At 66.0% G+C, this 21080-nt stretch carries 22 protein-coding genes and 1 pseudogene; 16 read left to right on the top strand and 7 right to left on the bottom strand.

Annotated features, from left to right (window positions below):
• Window positions 1-8 precede the first annotated feature (8 nt).
• A complete protein-coding gene (ftsA, locus tag ABIS05_RS08280) occupies window positions 9-1238 on the top strand; it encodes a cell division protein FtsA (RefSeq protein WP_348014492.1) in 1230 nt (409 codons plus the stop codon).
• Between the two features lie 95 nt (window positions 1239-1333).
• A complete protein-coding gene (gene ftsZ / locus ABIS05_RS08275; RefSeq protein ID WP_348014491.1) occupies window positions 1334-2584 on the top strand; it encodes a cell division protein FtsZ in 1251 nt (416 codons plus the stop codon).
• 53 nt (window positions 2585-2637) lie between these two features.
• Here the strand turns inward: ftsZ and ABIS05_RS08270 are convergent, their stop codons facing one another.
• Genes ABIS05_RS08270 through ABIS05_RS08260 form a run of 3 tightly spaced genes read right to left on the bottom strand, consistent with a single transcriptional unit; the run spans window position 2638 to window position 5356 of the window.
• Window positions 2638-3825 carry a Bcr/CflA family efflux MFS transporter gene (locus tag ABIS05_RS08270; protein ID WP_348014490.1) on the bottom strand — a complete coding sequence of 396 codons (1188 nt, stop codon included), beginning with the start codon at window positions 3823-3825 and terminating at the stop codon, window positions 2638-2640.
• Window positions 3822-4643, bottom strand: a complete 822-nt coding sequence (locus tag ABIS05_RS08265) for an alpha/beta fold hydrolase (RefSeq protein WP_348014489.1) — start codon at window positions 4641-4643, stop codon at window positions 3822-3824. The genes ABIS05_RS08270 and ABIS05_RS08265 overlap by 4 nt, the downstream gene beginning before the upstream one ends.
• A gap of 17 nt (window positions 4644-4660) precedes the next feature.
• A complete protein-coding gene (locus ABIS05_RS08260) occupies window positions 4661-5356 on the bottom strand; it encodes an SDR family oxidoreductase (RefSeq protein WP_348014488.1) in 696 nt (231 codons plus the stop codon).
• 109 nt (window positions 5357-5465) lie between these two features.
• On the opposite strand from ABIS05_RS08260, the gene ABIS05_RS08255 reads away from it, so the two are divergent.
• The 6 genes from ABIS05_RS08255 to ABIS05_RS08230 all read left to right on the top strand — a co-directional run bounded on the left by ABIS05_RS08255 (window position 5466) and on the right by ABIS05_RS08230 (window position 10099).
• Window positions 5466-6029 carry a TetR family transcriptional regulator gene (locus ABIS05_RS08255; RefSeq protein WP_348014487.1) on the top strand — a complete coding sequence of 188 codons (564 nt, stop codon included), beginning with the start codon at window positions 5466-5468 and terminating at the stop codon, window positions 6027-6029.
• 77 nt (window positions 6030-6106) lie between these two features.
• Entirely contained in the window at window positions 6107-8080 is a 1974-nt protein-coding gene (locus ABIS05_RS08250) for an ATP-binding protein (RefSeq protein WP_348014486.1), read from the top strand.
• A 16-nt stretch (window positions 8081-8096) separates the two neighbouring features.
• A complete protein-coding gene (gene lpxC, locus ABIS05_RS08245) occupies window positions 8097-9032 on the top strand; it encodes a UDP-3-O-acyl-N-acetylglucosamine deacetylase (RefSeq protein ID WP_348014485.1) in 936 nt (311 codons plus the stop codon).
• A gap of 7 nt (window positions 9033-9039) precedes the next feature.
• Window positions 9040-9687: a hypothetical protein gene (locus tag ABIS05_RS08240; protein WP_348014484.1), complete on the top strand. Its 648-nt coding sequence runs from the start codon at window positions 9040-9042 to the stop codon at window positions 9685-9687.
• 2 nt (window positions 9688-9689) lie between these two features.
• Complete coding sequence (locus ABIS05_RS08235) at window positions 9690-9914, top strand: hypothetical protein (protein WP_348014483.1); 225 nt, start codon at window positions 9690-9692, stop codon at window positions 9912-9914.
• The gene (locus ABIS05_RS08230) at window positions 9914-10099 is read left to right on the top strand and encodes a hypothetical protein (protein ID WP_348014482.1); all 186 of its coding nucleotides are present in this window, start codon (window positions 9914-9916) and stop codon (window positions 10097-10099) included. The genes ABIS05_RS08235 and ABIS05_RS08230 overlap by 1 nt, the downstream gene beginning before the upstream one ends.
• A 284-nt stretch (window positions 10100-10383) precedes the next feature.
• On the opposite strand, the gene ABIS05_RS08225 is transcribed toward ABIS05_RS08230, so the two are convergent.
• The gene (locus tag ABIS05_RS08225) at window positions 10384-10647 is read right to left on the bottom strand and encodes a DUF3079 domain-containing protein (protein ID WP_348014481.1); all 264 of its coding nucleotides are present in this window, start codon (window positions 10645-10647) and stop codon (window positions 10384-10386) included.
• Between the two features lie 225 nt (window positions 10648-10872).
• Here ABIS05_RS08225 and ABIS05_RS08220 point away from each other — a divergent pair, with 225 nt between their 5' ends.
• From ABIS05_RS08220 to ABIS05_RS08200, 5 genes are all read left to right on the top strand, one after another.
• On the top strand, window positions 10873-11160 hold the full coding sequence (locus tag ABIS05_RS08220; RefSeq protein WP_348014480.1) for a DUF2249 domain-containing protein: 288 nt from the start codon (window positions 10873-10875) through the stop codon (window positions 11158-11160).
• 28 nt (window positions 11161-11188) lie between these two features.
• Window positions 11189-13462 (top strand): nitric-oxide reductase large subunit, encoded by a 2274-nt coding sequence (locus ABIS05_RS08215; protein WP_348014479.1) that lies wholly within the window; start codon window positions 11189-11191, stop codon window positions 13460-13462.
• 36 nt (window positions 13463-13498) lie between these two features.
• Window positions 13499-13966, top strand: a complete 468-nt coding sequence (locus ABIS05_RS08210; RefSeq protein WP_348014478.1) for an Rrf2 family transcriptional regulator — start codon at window positions 13499-13501, stop codon at window positions 13964-13966.
• Entirely contained in the window at window positions 13966-15243 is a 1278-nt protein-coding gene (locus tag ABIS05_RS08205) for an NnrS family protein (protein WP_407074917.1), read from the top strand. The genes ABIS05_RS08210 and ABIS05_RS08205 overlap by 1 nt, the downstream gene beginning before the upstream one ends.
• A gap of 147 nt (window positions 15244-15390) precedes the next feature.
• Window positions 15391-15684, top strand: coding sequence for a hypothetical protein (locus tag ABIS05_RS08200; protein WP_348014477.1), 294 nt, complete (start codon window positions 15391-15393; stop codon window positions 15682-15684).
• 78 nt (window positions 15685-15762) lie between these two features.
• Here the strand turns inward: ABIS05_RS08200 and ABIS05_RS08195 are convergent, their stop codons facing one another.
• Both ABIS05_RS08195 and ABIS05_RS08190 read right to left on the bottom strand, forming a co-directional pair.
• On the bottom strand, window positions 15763-17244 hold the full coding sequence (locus ABIS05_RS08195; protein ID WP_348014476.1) for a carboxypeptidase M32: 1482 nt from the start codon (window positions 17242-17244) through the stop codon (window positions 15763-15765).
• 175 nt (window positions 17245-17419) lie between these two features.
• Window positions 17420-17917 (bottom strand): YqaA family protein, encoded by a 498-nt coding sequence (locus ABIS05_RS08190; protein ID WP_348014475.1) that lies wholly within the window; start codon window positions 17915-17917, stop codon window positions 17420-17422.
• A gap of 62 nt (window positions 17918-17979) precedes the next feature.
• Between ABIS05_RS08190 and dusB the strand changes: the two genes are divergently transcribed.
• The 3 genes from dusB to purH all read left to right on the top strand — a co-directional run bounded on the left by dusB (window position 17980) and on the right by purH (window position 20939).
• Window positions 17980-19029: a tRNA dihydrouridine synthase DusB gene (gene dusB / locus ABIS05_RS08185; RefSeq protein WP_348014474.1), complete on the top strand. Its 1050-nt coding sequence runs from the start codon at window positions 17980-17982 to the stop codon at window positions 19027-19029.
• A gap of 17 nt (window positions 19030-19046) precedes the next feature.
• Window positions 19047-19295: a helix-turn-helix domain-containing protein gene (locus tag ABIS05_RS08180; protein ID WP_348014473.1), complete on the top strand. Its 249-nt coding sequence runs from the start codon at window positions 19047-19049 to the stop codon at window positions 19293-19295.
• A gap of 63 nt (window positions 19296-19358) precedes the next feature.
• Window positions 19359-20939, top strand: a complete 1581-nt coding sequence (purH, locus tag ABIS05_RS08175; RefSeq protein WP_348014472.1) for a bifunctional phosphoribosylaminoimidazolecarboxamide formyltransferase/IMP cyclohydrolase — start codon at window positions 19359-19361, stop codon at window positions 20937-20939.
• 26 nt (window positions 20940-20965) lie between these two features.
• Here the strand turns inward: purH and ABIS05_RS08170 are convergent.
• A pseudogene (locus ABIS05_RS08170) lies at window positions 20966-21080 on the bottom strand (IS5/IS1182 family transposase); the annotation flags it as partial.

The following is a 21080-nucleotide window of genomic DNA, read 5'->3' as shown; positions in this document are numbered from 1 at the left end:
GGACGGACATGCCCAAGGAATACAAGGATCTGGTCGTCGGTTTGGATATTGGTACCGCCAAGATCATGGCCGTCGTGGCCGAGGTTTTGCCGGGCGGTGAATTGCGCATCGCCGGCCTGGGCGTTGCGCCCTCGCACGGCTTGAAGCGTGGCGTCGTCGTCAATATCGATGCCACCGTGCAGTCCATCCAGCAGGCCTTGAAAGAGGCCGAGATGATGGCCGACTGCAAAATATCCCGGGTTTACACCGGGATCACCGGCAGCCATATCCGCGGCCAAAACTCCACCGGCATGGTCATCGTGCGCGACAAGGAGGTCACGCCGGTCGATGTGACCCGCGTGGTCGAAACCGCCAAGGCCATCAATATTCCCAACGATCAGCGCCTTTTGCTGGTCGAGCCGCAGGAATTCGTCATCGACGGCCATGAGGTGAAAGAACCCATCGGCATGAGCGGCGGGCGGCTGGAAGTCAAGGTTCATATCGTCACCGGCGCGCAAAGTGCCGCCGAAAACATCGTCAAATGCGTGCGCCGCTGCGGCCTGGAGGTGGATCAGCTGGTTTTGAACCCCAGCGCGTCCAGCCATGCAGCGCTGACCGCCGACGAGCGCGACCTCGGGGTTGCGCTGGTGGATATTGGTGCCGGCACCACCGATGTCGCGATATTCACCGGCGGCTCCATCCGCCATACCGCCGTGATTCCCATCGCTGGCGACCTGATCACCAGCGATATCGCCATGGCGTTGCGCACGCCGACCAAGGATGCCGAGGAAATCAAGGTCGAATATGGCGTTGCCAAGCAGTTGTTGGCTGACCCGTCCGACCAGGTCGAAGTGCCCGGTCTGGGTGACCGCAGCCCGCGGATGCTCTCCAAGCAGGCGCTGGCTGGCGTCATCGAGCCGCGCGTCGAGGAAATCTTTTCCCTGGTTCACCAGGTCATTCGCGAGAGCGGGTACGAGGAATTGCTGTCCTCGGGGATTGTGCTGACCGGCGGATCGGCCGTCATGCCTGGCATGGTGGAACTCGCCGAGGACATTTTCCTGAAACCCGTGCGCCGCGGTCTGCCCACCTATTCCGGCGCGCTTTCCGACATGGTCGCCAACCCCCGCTCTGCCACGGTCATGGGGCTGTTGGAAGAAGCCCGGCTGTCGCGCAGCCGGGGTTTCAAGGCCGCGCAGCAGGCCGGCTCGGTGCAAACCCTGCTCGGGCGCATCAAGGATTGGTTCATGGGGAATTTTTGACCCCCCAAAACCAGGGCTCGTCGTGAAAAAGTTGTTTCAGTAGCTAGTTATTTTTTTTGTGCCACGGCACAATTGCCGAAGTTAGGAGATTTGATATGCCCATCGAGATGATCGAACAGTTTGACCAAGGCACCCAAATCAAGGTGATCGGGGTCGGTGGTGGCGGCGGTAACGCGGTTGACCACATGATCGCCCAGGGCGTGCAAGGCGTTGAATTCATCTGCGCCAATACTGATGCGCAGGCCTTGAACCGCTCCCGCGCGGATCAATTGCTGCAACTCGGCACCTCCGGCCTGGGCGCTGGCGCGAAACCCGAAATGGGCCGCTCCGCCGCCGAGGAGGCCGAATCCCGCATCCGCGAAGCCATTTCGGGCGCCAATATGCTGTTCATCACCGCCGGTATGGGCGGTGGTACCGGCACGGGCGCGGCGCCGGTGATTGCGCGGGTTGCCAAGGAAATGGGCATCCTGACTGTCGGCGTCGTCACCAAACCTTTCGAATTCGAAGGTGGCCGGCGCGCCAAGGCGGCCGACGCCGGCCTGGCCGAACTCGAAGCCAATGTCGACTCGCTGATCGTCGTGCTGAACGACAAGCTGCTCGACGTGCTGGGCGACGACGTCACGCAGGACCAGGCCTTCGCGCACGCCAATGACGTGCTGAAGAACGCCGTTGGCGGCATTTCCGACATCATTCACATCCCCGGCCTCGTCAACGTCGACTTCGAAGACGTCAAGACCGTGATGAGCGAGCCCGGCAAGGCCATGATGGGCACGGCACAGGCCGGCGGCCCGGACCGCGCCAGCAAGGCGGCCGAAGCCGCAGTGGCCTGCCCGCTGTTGGAAGGCATCGACCTCTCCGGCGCACGTGGTGTGCTGGTGCTGATCGCCGCGAGCCGCGCCAACTTCAAGCTGAGCGAGTCGCGCAACGCGATGAACGCCATCAAGCGCTACGCCTCGGAAGAAGCCCACATCATCTACGGCACGGCCTACGACGAAAGCCTGGGTGACTCGCTGCGCGTGACCGTCATCGCCACGGGCCTGACGGCTGGCCGCGCCCGCCAGCAGGCGCCGCTGCAGGTGGTGCAGACCCAGCAGGTCGTGCGCAACGGCACCGACGGTGTGGCCATGCCGGTGCTGACGCAGGCGGTTGCTGTCGGCCAGTCCACCACGTCGACGGGGCAGCACGCCAATGTCGGCCTGGGTCTGGGTGACTTTGCGAATGCCAACGTGCCGAGCGTCTGGCGCCATGGCCGTTCGGGCAGCGCGGCCGCCAAGGTCGAGGCGCTGTCGTCCAACGGCATGGACGAGATCGAGATCCCGGCCTTCCTGCGCAAGCAAGCCGACTGAGCAATCTTCGCTTCCTAAAAAAGGGCGAGCCGCAAGGCCCGCCCTTTTTGCTTTCAGGATGCGCGAGCGACGGTGGCGCCTGGCTTCGCGGAGCCCGCCAGCAGCGCCAGCAGTCCGCCGCCGGCCAGCACCAGCGCTAACGCATCCACGCGCGCACCCGGCAGCGTTGCGGCGGTCGTCGTCAGCAGCGCGGCAGCGGCCATCTGCAGGAAGCCCAGCAGCGCCGAAGCCTGACCCGCCTGTGAGGCAAATGGTGTCAGTGCCAGCGCCGTGCCGGTGGGCGACACCAGGCCCATGCCGAACAAGAAGACGCAGCCGGCCGCAGCGAAGCCGATGAGGCCAAGGGCAGGGCTCGCCAGCATCGCCAGACCGCCGGCCGCAGCCAGCGCCGCGCCCAGGCGGAGCACCGTAGGAGCACCCCAGCGTGCCGTCCAGCGCGGGGCAGTCTGCCCGGCCGCGAAGACGACGAAGACCGTCGCCGCAAAGAACAGGCCCACCTGCAGTGCCGAGAACCCAAAGCTGCGTGTCAGCACCAGCGGCGCCGTGCCGAAGAAGGCGAACAGCGCGCCGAGGATGGCTGCCGTTGCGAGCGCCGGGCGCATGAATCGTGCGTCGCCCAGCAGCGTGACATAGCCTCGCGCCAGCGCGCTCACGGGCTGATGACGGCGGCGTTCGGCGGGCAGCGTCTCGCCGACGATGCGCGCATAGGCGGCCGCCAATGCGAGGCCGGCCAGCACCAGGGCGGCGAACAACGCCCGCCATCCCCTGGCGGCCTGCACGAGCCCGCCGAGCAGCGGTGAGAAGCCCGGCGCCGCCGCCATGACGACCATGATGCGGCCGAGCAGCGCTGCCAGCTGCGGGCCTTCGAAGCGGTCTCGCGCGGCAGCTCGCGCCAGCACCGAAGCCGCAGCGACGCCAACGGCTTGCAGCACGCGACTCACCAGCAGCAGCGGCAGCGTGCTGGCCAAAGCGCCGACGAGGCTGCCGGCCACGAACACGGCCAGGCCGCCGAGCACGACGGGCCGGCGGCCGATGCGGTCCGACAGCGGCCCGACCGCGAGCTGGGCCAGCGCGAACACCGCCAGGAAGACGCCCAGCACCGCTGCCGCCAGCCGGGCTTCGTCGACGCCGAGCGACTGCGCGATGACGGGCAGCGACGGCAGCAGGATGTTGGTGGACAAAGTGCCCAGCGCCGACAGCGCGGCCAGCGTCAGCAGCCAGGGGCGGGGTACTGCGGTCATTGAAGGGCTCCTTCGCCGATGAAGGCAACGCTGCGGGCGATGACATCGGCGTCTGCCAGCATGCGACGGTGGCCAAGGCCGGAGATGGGTTCGAAGCGAGAGCCGGGCCAGGCGGCGTGAAGCGCCTGCGACGCCGCGAACGGCACGGTTCGATCCTCGGGGTCGTGGACGATGAGACCGGGATGGCGCAGGCCGTGTTGCAACCGCTCCAGGTCGACGCTGCCGAGGCGCGTGCCGATGAAGCGCTCCACCCAGCCTGCGAACGCGGCTGCATCCGCCGGCCCCAAGCCTTGAGCCTTGGCGATGCCCTTGACCATGGGCGTCAGTGACGACGGCCCGGCCAGGTGCACGCTGCGCTTCACTTGCACGCCATGAGCAAAGGCCAGCAGCGCCGCTGCCGAGCCCATCGAGTGGCCGATGACAGCGTGGAGGTCGCCCAGCGCCGCCATGACCGTGCGCAGCGCGCGTGCGGCATGCACGACGCTGGACGCATGCCCGCCGGAGTCGCCATGGCCGGGCAGGTCGAAGAGGGTCACCGAGAAGCCCGCTTCGAGCAACGGCGGCACGAACCCGAGCAGGTGCGAGCTGCGGCTGTTCCAGCCATGCACGAGCACGACGCGCGGCCCGGCACCCAGCGTCCAGCGCGCGAGCTTGAGGCACTCATGGCGCAGCGGCGGTTCGGCGGCGCCAGCGAGGGCGGCCTTCTCGGCGGCACTCAGCGCGACACGCTCGGGCGCGGAGAAGGCATGGCGGGCCGCAGCCAGATGGCCGTCGGCATGGGCCGCGAACGGCGCTGCAAGAACGGGGGACTCGACCATGGCGATCTCCGCGAGGTTCAGCCGGCGTAGGCCGGCGTGGCGGTGGACAGGCTCTGCTTGACCTGGCGGCTGATGTCGTCGGCCAGCACCTCGAAGGCGCCGGCCTCGATGCCCTCGAGCGCCAGCCGAGCCACGTCGGCCGGGGCTGACTTGGGCGTGTCCAGGCCGCGCGTCATGTCGGTGTCCATGTAGCCGACGTGCAGGCTGGTGACCTGTGTGCCCTGCGCCTTCAGCTCGCCGCGCAGGCCGTTGCTCAGCGCCCAGGCCGCCGACTTGCTGGCGCTGTAGGGCGTGAGGCCCGGCACCGTCAGCCAGCTCAGCACCGACAGCACGTTCAATACTGCGCCGCCGCCGTTGGCCTGCAGCGCCGGGGCGAAGGCCTGGGTGAGGGCCCAGACGCCGAAGAAGTTGGTCTCGAATTGGCGGCGGGCTGTGTCGATAGCGTCGTCGGCAAGCACGGTGGCGGCTTGCGACACACCGGCGTTGTTGATCAGCAGCGTCACGTCGCCGCACCGCGTGGCCGCAGCGGCCACCTGGGCGGGGTCGGTCACGTCCAGCGCAATCGGCACGACGCCAGGCAGGTCGACGCTGGCCGGGTCCCGCGCGGCGGCATACACCTTGGCGGCGCCGGCGGCCAACGCGGCTTCGGCAAAGGCGCGGCCCAGGCCACGGTTGGCGCCAGTGATGAAGACGACGGCGTTCTTGAGCTTCATGGGGTGTTCCTTTGAAATATGACTTATTCATGTCGATCGACATGATTGATATAAATGTCGATCAACATATAAAATCCGTCAAGTCCCTCCGCAAACTCAGGAGACCGCGATGAAGGTCACCCGCGCCCAGGCCGAAGAAAACCGCGAACGCATCCTCGACAACGCTGCCCAGCTCTTCCGCGAGCGCGGCTTCGACGGCATCGGCCTGAACGACCTGATGCAGGCCGCCGGCCTGACGCGCGGCGGCTTCTATGGCCACTTCGAGTCCAAGGACGACCTGGCGGCCCAGGCCACTCAACGTGCGCTGCAGGTCAACCGTGAGCAGTGGAAAGTGCAGACCGACCGCAGCCTGCAGGGCTGGGTCAAGGCCTATCTGTCTGACGCCCATCGCGACCGCCTCGGCGTGGGCTGCGCGCTGGTGGCGCTTGCCGGTGACGCCGCGCGCGGCACAGCGGCGGTGAAGGCGGTGTTTGCCGAAGAAGTCGACAGCTTCGCGAAGACGCTGCAGAGCCAGATGCCCGGCGTCGACGAAGCGGCGCGCCGCGAACAGGCGCTGGCCATGCTGTCCACCCTGGTCGGCTCGCTGCTGCTGTCGCGCGCGGTGGGCGACACGGGCCTGTCGAGCGAGCTGCGCAAGGCCGCCCGCAAGAGTCTGCCGACCGGCGGCGGCTGAGGCCCGTTGGGTGGGCTGCTGCTGGCCAGCCCCTGTGGCATGCTCGCGGCCCATGTCAATGCCTAGAAATGACGGGAATGACTGAGCTGCACGGCTTGCGGGGCTTGTTTCGGGGTTGGCTGCTGTGGCTGGCCCTGGGCTGCTGCCTGCCCGCTTTGGCCCAGCGCCTGCCCCAGCCGAGCCCGCGCCATGCCGCCGACGTGGCCGCGCCCACCGAAATCGCCACCACCGCCTGGAGCCGCGAGCAGCTCGAAGCGTGGTGGGCCGCGCTGCGCCGCCAGGCGGTGTCCGCCGACGAGCGCCTCGACCTGCCGCCCGACCTGTTGCCGCCCGATCTGCCCACCGCGTGGCAGCCGCTGACCATGCCCGACGCGCGTTCCCGCCCTGGCGCCACCCTGGTCAGCGACGCGCGTGGCTACGAGATGCGCTGGTACCGGGTGCGTGTGCCGGCCGGTGTCGACGAGGCTCAGGCGCTCTACCTGCCCCGGCTGGTGACGCTGTCGGCGGCCGTGCTCGCGCGCACCGACGGCGGCTGGCGACTGCTGCTGGACAACCAGTACGCCGAGCGCGAGCAATGGGTGCAGCCCATCTGGCTGCCGCTGCCGGGCAGCGGCGCGCAGGGGCTGGAACTGGTCGTCGCGCTGCCGGTGCCGGCGGACAGCTACCACGCGGTCGCGCGCATCTGGGTCGGCCCGCGCGACGTGCTGGAGAAGCGCTGGCTGTGGCGCGTGCGCATGCAGACCGGGCTGCCGCAAGCCGTGAGCCTGACGCTGGCCGTGCTCGGCCTGTTCGCGCTGACGCTGTGGCTGCGCCGGCCCGATGAGGCCATCTACGCCCTCTTTGCACTCGCCTGCGCCGCCTGGGTGGTGCGCAATCTGCACTACTACGTCAGCCTGCCAGTCTCCACGGTGGGGCAGGACTGGTTCTGGTGGGCCACGCATGCCTCCATGGCCTGGGCCATGGCGACGGCGCTGCTGTTCGCGCTGCGCTTTGCGACCCGGCGCTCGCGGCGGCTGGAGCAGGCGCTGGTGGCGGCGGTCGTCATCGTCAGCGTCGTCAGCATGCCGCTGTGGCTGCGCCAGCTCGACATGGTTGTGCTGCAGTACGCGGTGACGGCCGGTGTTGCCTCTGTCGGCACGGCCTGGCTGTGCTGGCTGGCTTGGCGAGAGCGCCACGCCGAGCTGCGCCTGATGGCGCTGGCCCTCGTTATCGGCGTCCTCATCGGCGGGCATGATCTAGCCGTGCTGGCCGGCTGGGCCTGGCCGGAGCACTTCTTCTGGATGCCGTTTGCCACGCTGGCCGTCATGCTGAGCTTCCTGCACGCCGTGCAGCGGCGCTATGTCGGCACCGTCGAGCAGGTGCAGGCAGAGAACAGCCAGTTGCAGGAAGACCTGGATGAGCAGGTCACGGTGCTGCAGGCGCAGAACGCCCAGCTGCGTGAGGTGGAGCGCCAGCAGGCCTTGCTGCTGGAGCGCCAGCGGATCATGGCCGACATGCACGACGGCCTGGGCTCCTCGCTGCTGTCGGCGCTGGTGGCGATGGAGCAGGGCAGCATGTCGCACGAGCAATGCGTGGAGGTGCTGCGCGAATGCGTGGACGACCTGCGCCTCGTCATCGACTCGCTGGAGCCCATCGGCCACGATCTCGTCTCGCTGCTGGCGACGATGCGCTACCGCCTCGGCAAGCGCCTGCAGATCGGCGGCCTCAAGCTCGAGTGGGACGTGCAGGACCTGCCGATGCTGACCTGGCTAGAGCCGCCCGACGCGCTGCATGTGCTGCGCCTGATGCAGGAGGCGCTGAACAACGTGCTCAAGCATGCCGGCGCCAGCCGCGTGCGCATGGTCACGCGCCACCACGGCAGTTATGTCGAGATCCGCGTCGAGGACGACGGCGCCGGCTTCGACCTGCAGAACATCCAGCACGGCCGCGGCCTGAAGAGCCAGATCAAGCGCGCCCAGCGCCTGGGCGGCAAGCTGCGCGTCGACTCGACACCGGGCGGCGGCACACGGCTGTCCCTGAGATTGCCCGTGGAGCGCAAGGCCAGCCCTTGATCCCGGACAATCGGGCATGGTCAAGCAACGCACTTTGAAGTCGATCACGCGCGCCGTCGGCGTGGGCATCCACAGCGGCCAGAAGGTCGAGCTGACGCTGCGCCCTGCGCCCGCCGACACCGGCATCGTCTTCCGCCGCGTGGACCTGTGCCCGCCCGTGGACATCCCCGTCAGCGTCACCTCGGTCAGCGACACCCGCATGGCCACCACGATCAGCCCCGGCGGCGACCCCGGTGCGCCGAAGGTGCAGACCATCGAGCACCTGCTCTCCGCCTGCGCCGGCCTCGGGCTGGACAACCTCTACGTCGACATCAACGCCGACGAAGTGCCCGTGCTGGACGGCTCGGCCGCCAGCTTCGTCTTCCTGCTGCAGTCCGCCGGCATCGCCATGCAGGACGCCCCAAAGCGCTTCCTCAAGGTCAAGAAGCCCGTCGAGGTGCGCCACGGCGAGGGCAAGAAGCTGATGTGGGCCAAGCTGGAGCCGCACCACGGCTACACGCTGAGCTTCGAGATCGAGTTCGACAACCCGGCCGTTGCGGCCACGGGCAGCAGCTTCGTCTTCGACATGGGCTCAGGCACCTACAAGAAGGAGATCGCCCGCGCGCGCACCTTCGGCATGACGTCCGACATCGACCTGATGCGCTCCCGTGGCCTGACGCTCGGCGGCTCCATGGACAACGCCATCGTCGTGGACGACTACAAGGTGCTGAACGCCGGTGGCCTGCGCTACGACGACGAGTTCGTGAAGCACAAGATCCTCGACGCCATCGGCGACATGCAGGTCGCCGGCATGCCGTTGCTGGCGGCGTACACGTCCTTCAAGGGCGGCCACGCGCTGAACAACAAACTGCTGCGCGCGCTGCTGGCGGACGAGGACGCCTACGAGGTCGTCTACTTCAACGACGTGAACGAGGCGCCCAAGGGGTTTGCCGAGCTGGCGCCGGCGTGGTGAGACGGCTGTGTCGCTGAGTACGACGCAGATCAATCGACTCGGGGACAGGTTGCGCGAGGAGTCGGTGGTCGAAGCGGATCTAAGGCAGCTGGACGACTACCGGCGCCAGTTTGCGGCCGCAAGTGCTGAGGTGGAGCGAGTGTTGCGCGAGGAGTTTGGGCATCGTCCAACTGCGCTCGAGGCGAAGTCGACGATCCGTGCGAAGCTGCGTCGCGAGAGCACCCGGTTGTCGACCATGCATGACATCGCTGGTTGCCGCGTCGTCGTTCAGGACCGAGGAGCTCAACGCGCTCGTGGATGGCCTCGCGCAGCGGTTTGCCGAGGACAAGTTCATCGACAGAGTGTCGAAGCCGAGGACGGGCACTGGGTTGAGATTCAGGTGCGAACGGAGCTTGAGCATTTGTGGGCACAGCTCTGCGAGCTGGTCGCTGACAAGGTCGGACTTGAATTCAAGTACGGTGCCGGTAGGCCCGACTTGCGTGCATGGATGAATGGGTTGTCTGAGACTGTTGACGGCATTGAGCGGGGCGAAGCGGTGGCCGCTGGCATCAAAATGTTCCCGCTTCCTGACAGTCCCCACATCGAACCGAATCGGGAACACTTCACTCAGACACTGAATGGCCTCGTGGTGCTGTTGCCGAAGCTAGAGGAATGACCATGATCTATTTGATGGATTTCGATCCAGAACGTCGACGGCTGCACGCCATGAAGGTCTTCGACGATCAGCAGCGCCGAAGCGCTCAGGATGAGGGGCTTGCGTTGGAGCTGGTGCACTTGCGCACAGGCGACGAACGAGAGGTGATTCTCTTGAGTGCGGCCGACGAGGCTACTTTGCGGCGAACCCATGCTCGCTACTTTGAGTCGACAGACGCTGTCAACTGATGCTCATCGCCCGCCTCCTCATCGGCCTGCTGCTGTTCTCGGCCGTCGTCTGCTTTGCGTTTTCCATCGCCACCGGGCAGCCGCGCTGGCGGCGCATGGGTCTGGTCATCCTGAAATGGACGGTGGTGGCCGGGCTGGGGTTCTTCGCCGTGCTGATCCTCGAACGTTTGGCCGTGATGCTGTGACGCCGTTCACGGCCGGGGCTAGCTACCCCTGGGCTTGCGGGGATGCCAGCGCGGCCCGACGTGCTCAGAATGCATTCACGGTCGCTGAACGAGTTGCAGCGGCCGAGCCCGACAGAGAACAACATGACGGGCGCCACGCGCGGAGAAGGCCGGGGGGCCGGGGAAGCGCTGTGGATTTGGAAGAGAGATCGTTCGACTGAACTTGGGCCGCTCCCCGCTGGGGCGGCCCTTTTTTTTGGTGCGCCCGGCATGGGCGCACTCTCGCGAGCTTGACGGTCACGGATTCAGGCATTGCCTTCGCAGGCAGCTGAGTTCCCGGTCGCCGCTTCCACTGTCTCGGGAGCGGGGGCAACTGGAGCCGTTGCTGCTGCTTCAGCGTCGTTCCCTGGCAGGCCCCAGGAATTCCAGTCCTCGCCGAACAGCTCGCTGGGGTGAGGCGTTCTGACCGAGCCATTTCCACAGGCCATCGCGTCGGCGGCGCAGTAGCGGTCGCATCCCCAGCAAATGCGTTGCGGGTTCACCGGAACGATGGGAAATTTCTTGGCCATGGCTGCGAGCGTCGGCAGCGTCGGCCGAGCCAGTCTTGACCTATGTCAGAGGCCCACACGGCCGCCGCGCTTTTCATGCTTGGCTGCGCTAGCGCGTGAATGGGACTCGCGGTAAGCGGCCACTCGACCAATCCGCCCTGTTCTTGACAAACGTCAAATCAGGCTCTGGAAGCGACTCCTAGGATTCATGCATTCCAAATGCACCTTATCCAAAGAGGAGTCCACATGCCCGATATCGCATCTGCATCCAAGGTCGATGTTCGACTGGTCCGTCCCCGGGACCGACACCCGACGGTCTTCCTGATGTTCCGCGACCTGAAGGTCGAAGAGGCAATGGACGTGATTAACGACCACGACCCGAGCCCCCTGATACAGGAGATGGGCCGTCAGTTCCCGGGTCAGTTCACCTCCGAGTACCTGGAGCAAGGTCCTGACGATTGGCGGGTTCGCGTCACGCGAACAGCTAGCGCCCACGGCAATGGCCAGTGCTGCGGCTCCTGCGGAGGCCAATAACTGGACCAACAACACATCTGGAGCAGTCATGAGAAACAACAACAGACTCTGGCGCTGGCTCGGGCTCATCTTCGTTCTATCGTTCGGAGCGCTGGGCTACCTGGGCTGGCAGATTTACCTGACGGCGCCGCCGATTCCTAAGGCGGTCGTCACAACTGACGGGGAAGTTCTCTTTACTGGCGAGCAAGTTCAGCTCGGACAACAAGCTTGGTTGTCGGCCGGCGGTCAGCAACTGGGAACGGTCTGGGGCCACGGAAGCTATGTCGCACCCGACTGGTCTGCTGACTGGCTCCATCGCGAAGCGGTGGCGCTGAAGCAGCTCCGCACACTGGAGCAAGCCCCCGTCGCTGCGGCGCTTTCAGCGACCGACCTGGCGGTTCTGGACACCCAGGTGCGCGAGGAGATGAGGCGCAACACCTACGATGACGGAGCCGGCACCATCACAGTAACGCCCGCTCGTGCCAAAGCCATCCGTGAAGTGGCACAGCACTTCGAAGGCTTGTTCGGTACGGAGCCCGGCCTCGCCAAGTTGCGTGAGCAGTATGCGATGACTGAGGGTGCGCTTCCTGAGAAGGCGCAACGTCAGGCGCTTGCAGCGTTCTTCTTCTGGACCTCGTGGGCGGCTACAACCAACCGGCCCGGCGAGACCCATCTTTCCTACACGAGCAACTGGCCGCATGAGCCCCTGGTTGGCAACGTCATGTCGACCTCTGCGGCGATGTGGTCGATGGTCAGCATCATTCTGCTGCTCGCTGGCATCGCTGCCATGCTTTGGCTGCACGGCCGTGACAAGCACGAAGAGGAGGCACAGCTTCCCGCGGTGGACCCGCTGCTCGGAGCCAAGGCCACACCCTCCATGAAGGCTACGAGGAAGTATTTCTTCGTCGTCATCGGCCTGATGCTGCTGCAGATTGGCATGGGCGCCATCACCGCCCACTATGCGGTGGAAGGCCAATCGTTCTTTGGCATGCCACTCGCGCAAGTCCTGCCATATGTGGTCAGTCGCACCATCCACACCCAGGTTGGAATTTTCTGGATTGCGACCGCGTGGCTCGCCACAGGCCTGTACGTGGCGCCACTGCTGTCGGGCAAGGAGCCGAAGTTCCAAAAGTTCGGCGTAGACCTGCTCTTCTATGCGCTGGTCTTCGTCGTGCTGGGGTCGACCATCACCGGCTGGCTTGGCACGCTCCAACACCGCGGTATCGACTTCAGCTTCTGGCTGGGCAACCAGGGCCTCGAATTCACCAGCATGGGTCGCGTCTGGCAACTGCTGCTGTTCGTTGGCCTGCTGCTCTGGGTGTTCCTGCTGGGCCGCGCCCTTTGGCCGGCGCTTCGCAAGCCCTCGGAAACGCGCGGCCTGATTGCCATGGTCTTCCTCTCGGCCACCTGCATCGGCGGGTTCTATGCCACTTCGCTCACCTGGGGTCAGCACACGCACTACTCGATGATTGAGTACTGGCGCTGGTGGCTGGTGCACCTGTGGGTGGAAGGCTTCTTCGAGGTCTTCGCTACCGCAGTCGTCGCCCTCATCTTCACCAACCTGGGCCTCATCCGTGCTGCGTCTGCAAACCGGGCCATCATTGCAGAGACCATCGTGTTCCTTTTCGGTGGCATCCTCGGCACGCTTCACCACCTCTATTGGACTGGCACCCCGACCTCGGTCATCGCCGTCGGCTCGGTGTTCTCGGCCCTCGAAGTGGTGCCGCTGACACTCATCGGTCTGGAAGCCCTGCAAACCTATCGCCGCTCGAAGGACGTCGCCTGGCTGGGTGCCTACAAGTGGGTCATCCTGTCGTTCGTGGCTGTCGGCTTCTGGAACACGGTGGGTGCCGGCCTCCTCGGCTTCGCCATCAACCCTCCGGCGTCGCTGTACTACGTGCAAGGTCTGAACATGACCGCCGCTCACGGGCACGCCGCACTCTTCGGGGTCTACGGCATGCTGGGTATCGGCCTGATGCTGTTCTGCCTGCGTGGGCTGTACGACCGCAGCTTGCACGCAGACAAGTACCTGAAGCCGGCCTTCTGGAGCCTGAACATCGGTCTGGCCATGATGGTCTTCATGTCGCTGCTGCCGGCCGGCATCTACCAGGCTTGGGCCAGCATGAGCAAGGGTTTGTGGTACGCCCGGTCGCCCGAAATCGTCCACTCGCCGGTCATGGAAACCCTGGTGTGGCTGCGCGTGCCCGGTGACATCGTCTTCGCCGCAGGCAGTGTGTTCCTTGCGGTGTACGCCTACAAACTGCTGAGGCCGCAAGGCCGTGTGGTTGCAGTGCCCATCGGCGCTGCGACGGCCAAGCGCTAATCAAGCGGGAGGGTGTGAGCCCTCCTTTTCTGTCTTATGAAATTGACCGCTTTTACCGATTACAGCCTCCGTGTGCTCATCTACTTGGCCGCGGAGCCGGAGCGGCGCGTGACCATCATGGAGGTCACGACGGCGTTCGACATTTCGGAGAACCACCTCACCAAGGTCGTTCACTTCCTGGGAAAGCACGGCTGGATTGCCACCGTGAGAGGCAAGGGCGGCGGCATGCGATTGGCCATGCCGGCGACGGAGATTTCCATCGGCAAAGTCGTTCGTGATACCGAGGGCGCTGCAATGCCCGCCGAATGCTTCTCGGACGAAGCGAGTGACTGCGCCATCGTCAGTTGCTGTCAGCTGAAGGGCGTGTTGAGGGAGGCGGTGCACGCCTTCTACGCCGTTCTCGACCGCCACACGCTTGCCGACATCACGAAAAACAGGGCCGCGCTCACGAGCATCCTTCGGTTCCGTCGCCCGGCAGTTGTCACCGAAGCTGGGAGAGTTTGATGAAACGAGAACAAACCTCATACGCCTACGAAGGCCCCGAGCTGCGGTCGCATGGCGGGTCAAGAACGCTCAACAACGCATTCGACGTTATGTCTCCTATTCAGATACATGAGCCGCGGGCGACAGTAGCCAGGCGGTTCGCCCTCTTCGACCTGGGGTTTCGACCGTTCTACCTTCTTGCAAGTGTCTTCGCAGCAATCTCCATCCCGTTGTGGGCGCTGCAGTTCTCCGGGCTCCTGCCGCATCCCTACCTGGCTGGACCCGTGTGGCACGCACACGAGATGGTCTTCGGATTCACTCTCGCAGTCATCGTCGGCTTCCTGTTCACAGCAGGCAAGAACTGGTCGAACATGCCTACGCCGACAGGCCTGCCCCTTGCCTGCCTCTGCGCTCTTTGGGTTGCGAGCCGAGTGCTGGTGCTGACGCCCTACGCCTGGGCTGCAGCGGTCTGCAATGTCGCCTTCCCCGCTGCTGCTGCAGTGGCGCTAGCAATTCCCTTCTGGAAGTCCGGGGCCCGCCGGAACTACTTCTTCGTTGGCTTGTTGATACTCGTCGCCGGGGCCGCAGCGGCGGTTCATTGGTCACAGCTGCGCGGTGCAGCCTCCTTCTCGGCAAGAGGCATACAGCTGGCGCTGGACGTCGTCCTCTTCATCCTGGCCGTCATGGGCGGTCGAGTGATTCCCATGTTTACGAACAACGGCGTTCCGGGTGCGGACGCAACGAAGCGTCCGGGCACGGAACGCACTGCGTTGGGTCTGGTCCTCGCTGTCTTGGTCGCAGACCAGGTTGGCCTGGGGGGCTTGCCTGCAGCCGTCCTCCTCGCCATCGCCAGCCTTGCGCATTCCGTCCGGTGGCTGCTTTGGCGCCCGTGGACGTCCAGAAAAACACCGTTGGTCTGGGTCCTTCATCTTGCCTACCTCTGGGTACCCATTCACCTGCTGCTGCGCGCAGCGGCGGCGATCGGCCTGGTGACACCTTCCCTTTCTGCACATGCTTTGACAGTCGGTGCGATTGGAGGCCTCATCATCGGAATGATGACCCGGACGAGCCGAGGCCACACTGCACGTCCGCTCGTCGCCGACCGCTTCGACACAGCCTGCTACGTGCTCGTGGCACTTGCGGCACTCGTGCGGGTTGCGCTTCCCCTGATGGCACCAACCCAGTTGATGAACGCTGTGGTGTTGTCCGCCGTGCTGTGGTCAGCGGGCTTCGGGCTCTTTGCCATTCGCTATTGGCCCATCCTCTGTCGCCCAAGGCTTGATGGCCGCCCGGGGTGAAGCAACGCTGAATCGTGAACTACTTCAGCGTCAAACTATTCCACCAGACCGCCGTTGCCCTGTCTTTGACAGGATTCGCCGTGCGAGGTGCAGCGTCATTACGGTCGAGTCGGTCTTATCCGCTACTCGCCAGACCTCTTGACGACAATGACCTTCACCCGCATGGACACGCGCCAAGTGGTGGAGGCGCATGCAGACCTTTCCCACCTGCCAGCTTCGCCAGTGCTTGAGCAGTTGCTGGAGCGTTGCGTGGAAGGCAAGGGCTCGGAGGCTGAAAAGCAGGAGCTTGGCCGCCTTTGGCAGGCGCGAGTTCGGCACCTTTTGTTGGATTTGGGCCGCGACCCTGGGGTTTTCGTCGTCAGGCCGGCCGAACTCATCAAGCGAACGCTGCCTTCGTTGAAGCACGGCTGGAGCAGCCGGAGCCCCTTGCCGATGGCTTAGGGCCAGCCTGACGCTGGCAGCCACCACGTTCTGCCCTCGGCTCACCCGTGTCCGGCGGGGCGAGGCTGGGCGAGGGGCTCACAGATACCTGCCGCGCAGATGGGCCTCGAAGTGCGCCGGGTTCAGCGCCTCGCCACTGGCTCGCTGCACGAGCTCGGGCGTCTCCCAGCGGCTGGCGGCCTGCCAGACGTTGGTGCCGAGCCAGTCGAACACGCCACCCAGCTCGCCCTGCGCGATCTGCGCGTCCAGTTGCGGCTGCTGGCGACGCATCGTTGCGAACCATTGCGCGGCATACATCGCGCCCAGCGTGTAGCAGGGGAAGTAGCCGAACAGGCCGGCGGGCCAGTGCACGTCCTGCATGGGGCCGTCCTTGAAGTTGCCGCGCGTGTCCAGGCTGAGCAGCTCGGCCATCTTGGTGCCCCACAGCGCGGGGATGTCGTCGACCTCGGCCTGGCCCTCGATCAGCGCGCGCTCGATGTCGAAGCGCAGCAGGATGTGGGCGGGGTAGGTCACCTCGTCGGCATCGACGCGGATGAATCCCGGTTGCACGCGCGTCAGCAGCTTGTGCAGATTGCCGGGCTCGAAGGCGGGCTGGTGACCGAAGTGCTTGATGAGCAGCGGCGCCAGCAGGCCCGCGAACGCCGGGTGGCTGCCGAGCTGCATCTCGAAGGACAGGCTCTGGCTCTCGTGGATGCCCATGGAGCGCGCCCTGGCAATGGGCTGGCCGAGCAGCTCGCGCGGCAGGCCCTGCTCGTAGCGCGCATGGCCGGTCTCGTGGATGGTGCCCATCAGGCTGGGCAGGAAATTGTCCTCGCGGTAGCGCGTGGTCATGCGCACGTCCTCGGGCACGCCGCCGCAGAAGGGGTGGGTGCTTTCGTCCAGCCGGCCGGCGGCGAAGTCGAAGCCCATCAGCTTCATCGCGTCCAGGCCGAGGGCCTTCTGCGCGGCGGTGGGGAAGGGGCCGACGGGCTCGATGACGGTCTCGTGCGACTGCTTGGCGGTGACGTCGCGGATCAGCCCCGGCAGCCACTGGCGCAGCGGCGCGAAGGCGCGTTCGATGTCCGCCGAGCGCATGCCCGGTTCGTACTGGTCCAGCAGCGCGTCGTACTGGCTCAGCCCCGCGCTCTGCGACAGCAGTTCGGCCTCCTGGCGGGCGATCTTCAGCACCTCGCGCAGGTTGGGCGCAAAGCCGGCCCAGTCGTTGGCTGGGCGCTGCGTGCGCCAGGCGTGCTCGCAGCGGTTGTTGGCCAGGCTCTTGGCCTCCACCAGCGCTTGCGGCAGCGCGTTGGCGGCGCGCCAGGCGCGGCGGATCTCGCGCAGGTTGGCGCGCTGCGCGTCGTCCAGCGGTTCGGTGGCGGCGGCGTCCAGCAGGGCGGCCAGCGCGGGGTCGGTGGCGAGCTGGTGCATCAGGCCATCCATCTCGGCCAGCGCCAGGCTGCGTGCCTCGTTGCCGTTGGCAGGCATGTTGGCGGCCTGGTCCCACTGAGCAATGGCTTGCAGGTGGGCGAGGCGGTACAGACGCCGCTGGCGCGTGGCCAGGTCTTGATAGGAAGAGGTCATGTCAATCGTCCACCGAGTGTTGCGTTGGAAATTTCGGGCCGAGCGCCGGGCCGCTCCCAAGCCGGCCCGCCATGGCGATGTGCTTGCCGGTCGAACCGGCAAGCATCGCCGTCCCCTCGGGGGACCGACCAGGCTGGCCGGCGTTCAGCACGGCCAGGTTGGGCGAGGGGCAGCGTCACTGCAGCCAGCTTTCAGGAACGAGCCACAACAACGCGGCGGTGTAGAAGAGGAAGCGCAGGAACTTGCCCACGGCCATGTAGCCCACGCAGGGCCAGAACGGCATCTTGAGCCAGCCGGCGACGGCGCACAGCGGGTCGCCCACGATGGGCAGCCAGCTCAGCAGACAGGCCTTGGGGCCAAAGCGCTGCAGCCATTGCGCGGCGCGTGAGTGCGAGGGCTCGTGGTGTTGCACGGCCTCGACGGCCTTCTCGACGCCGTAGCCCATCCACCACGACACCACGCCGCCCAGCGTGTTGCCGACGGTGGCGACGAGGATGACCACCCAGAACATGCTCGGGTCCGCCTTGACCACGAGGTAGACGGCGGGCTCCGATCCGAGCGGCAATAACGTCGCCGAGATGAAGGCGATGACGAAGACCGCGACCAGCCCGATCTGGGGCAGGGCCAGTGCAGCGAGCAGGTTGTGAACGAGTTGACCGAGCCAGACTTCCATGCCGGCATTGTCGGGTTGGGCCCCTGGCTACAATCGCGCCTCATTTTTAAGCAGACCCCTTCGTGCAAATCGGCCCCCACCTCTTACCCAACGCGCTGTTCGTCGCGCCGATGGCCGGGGTCACGGACCGGCCGTTCCGCCAGTTGTGCCGGCGCCTGGGCGCGGGCTATGCGGTCAGCGAGATGGTGACATCGCGCAAGGAGCTGTGGGGCAGCCTGAAGACCTCGCGCCGCGCCGACCACGCCGGCGAGCCGGGCCCGATCGCCGTGCAGATCGCCGGCACCGACGCGGCCATGATGGCCGAGGCGGCGGCCTACAACATCGACCGCGGCGCGCAGATCATCGACATCAACATGGGCTGCCCGGCCAAGAAGGTCTGCAACAAGTGGGCCGGCTCGGCGCTGATGCGCAACGAGGCGCTGGCGTTGGAAATCGTCGAGGCGGTCGTGGCCGTGTGCGCGCCGCGTGGCGTGCCGGTCACGCTGAAGATGCGCACTGGCTGGAGCGCCGATGAGCGCAATGCGTTGCGGCTCGCGCGCATCTTCGAAGCCGCCGGCATCGCCATGCTGACCATCCACGGCCGCACCCGCGAACAGGGCTACAAGGGCCTGGCCGAATACGACACCATTGCGGCGGTGAAGACAGCGCTGACCATCCCCGTCGTTGCCAATGGCGACATCGACACGCCTGAGAAGGCCCGCGATGTGCTGGCCTACACGGGCGCCGACGCGCTGATGATCGGCCGCGCCGCGCAGGGCCGGCCCTGGATCTTTCGCGAGGTGACGCATTTTCTGGCGACGGGCGAACACCTAGCCGCACCCACTGTCACCGAAGCGCGCGACGTGCTCACCGAGCATCTGCACGACCACTACGGCCTGTACGGCGAGCGCAGCGGCGTGCGCACCGCGCGCAAGCACATCGGCTGGGCCGTGCGCGGCCTGCCCGGCGGAGAAGCCTTTCGCCAGCACATGAACACCCTGGAGCGCTGCGAAGAGCAGTTGCAGGCGCTCCGCGACTGGTTCGATCACCTCGGCCAGACCCACCACCGCCTGCCTCTTACCGAGGTGGCCATCGACGAAGACGCGCAAGCCGACGAAGCCTGCGCTGTCTGAACCTGCCTGACCCTGCAATGAGCGCCCAGAAGAACACCCCACCCAATCCCATCGACGCGTGCGTGCGCGACAACCTCGAAGCCTTCTTCCGTGACCTCGACGGCCAGGAGCCGCATTCGATGCATGAGATGCTGGTCAAGCTCGTTGAAAAGCCGCTGATCGAGATCGTCATGCGCGAAGCCGGCGGCAATCAGAGCAAGGCTGCGCAATGGCTGGGCATCAACCGCAATACGTTGCGGCGCAAGCTGACAGATCACAATCTATAAAACCTTGCGGGTTGGACCTTCGAGCGAAGCGAGAAGCTCCGACCCCAACTGATTAAGCCCTTCATGACTCAACTGACTGCACTGCTCTCGGTCTCCGACAAGACCGGCATCCTCGAATTCGCCAAAGAGCTGCACGCGCTGGGCACCCAACTGCTGTCCACCGGCGGCACCGCCAAGCTGCTGGCTGACGCCGGCCTGCCCGTCACCGAGGTGGCCGAGCACACCGGCTTCCCCGAGATGATGGATGGCCGCGTGAAGACGCTGCACCCCAAGATCCACGGCGGCCTGCTGGCGCGCTCTGATCTGCCCGAGCATGTGGCCGCGATGGCCCAGCACGGCATCACGCGCATCGACATCCTGGCCGTCAACCTCTACCCGTTCGAGGCCACCGTGGCCAAGCCCGGCTGCACGCTGGAAGACGCCATCGAGAACATCGACATCGGCGGCCCGGCCATGGTGCGCAGCGCGGCCAAGAACTGGCGTGACGTGACGGTGCTGACCGACGCCGCCCAGTACGCCGCCGTGTTGGACGAGCTGAAGGCGAATGGCCGGACCGGCGACAAGACGCGCTTTGCCTGCAGCGTCGCCGCGTTCAACCGCATCGCCCAGTACGACGCGGCCATCAGCAACTACCTGTCTGCGCTGACCGAAGACGGCGCCAAGGCCGAGTACCCGGCGCAGATGAACTCGACCTTCGTCAAGGTGCAGGACCTGCGCTACGGCGAGAACTCGCACCAGAGCGCCGCGCTCTACCGCGATCTGTTCCCGGCGCCTGGCTCCCTCGTCACCGGCAAGCAATTGCAAGGCAAGGAGCTGAGCTACAACAACATCGCTGACGCCGACGCGGCCTGGGAATGCGTGAAGAGCTTTGACGTGGCCGCCTGCGTCATCGTCAAGCACGCCAACCCCTGCGGCGTGGCCGTGGCGGCCAACCCGGCCGAGGCCTACAGCAAGGCCTTCAAGACCGACCCCACCAGCGCCTTCGGCGGCATCATTGCCTTCAACCGCGAGGTGGACGGGGCCGCTGCCCAACTCGTCGCCAAGCAGTTCGTCGAGGTGCTGATGGCGCCCAGCTTCAGCGCCGAGGCGCTCGAAGCCTTCAAGGGCAAGGTCAACGTGCGCCTGCTGCAGATCGACCTTCCGCTAGGTGGCCCGCGCCCGTGGGACCAGGGCCGCAATGCTGGCGACAGCAAGCGCGTCGGCTCGGGCCTGCTGGTGCAGACGTCCGACAACCACTTCCTGAAGAAGGAAGACCTCAAGATCGTCACGACGCTGCAGCCCACGGCCCAGCAGCTCGACGACCTGATGTTCGCGTGGACCGTGGCCCAGTACGTGAAGAGCAATGCCATCGTCTTCTGCGGCGGCGGCATGACGCTAGGTGTCGGTGCGGGCCAGATGAGCCGCCTGGACTCGGCCCGCATCGCCTCCATCAAGGCCGGGCACGCCGGCCTGACGCTGACCGGCTCGGCCGTCGCCAGCGACGCCTTCTTCCCGTTCCGCGACGGGCTGGACGTGCTGGCGGACGCGGGCGCGACCTGTGTCATCCAGCCGGGCGGCTCGATGCGCGATGACGAGGTCATCAACGCCGCCAACGAGCGTGGCATCGCGATGGTGTTGACCGGCGTGCGCCACTTCCGGCACTGATCGGTGTCACTTGCGGGACTTAGAGCCTATCCGTAAATAATGTTTATTGTCAGCGGCACCTTGCGGAACGCGATGATCGCTGCGGCGATGTGGTTGAGCGCGAGGAAGCTGCGATCGAGTTTCTCGTATCGCACGAGCAGC

It is taken from the genome of Roseateles sp., from assembly GCF_039929605.1.
Lineage (GTDB): Bacteria > Pseudomonadota > Gammaproteobacteria > Burkholderiales > Burkholderiaceae_C > Pelomonas.
Note: the sequence above shows the minus strand (reverse complement) of the source record. Positions and strands in the feature narration are given on the sequence as shown.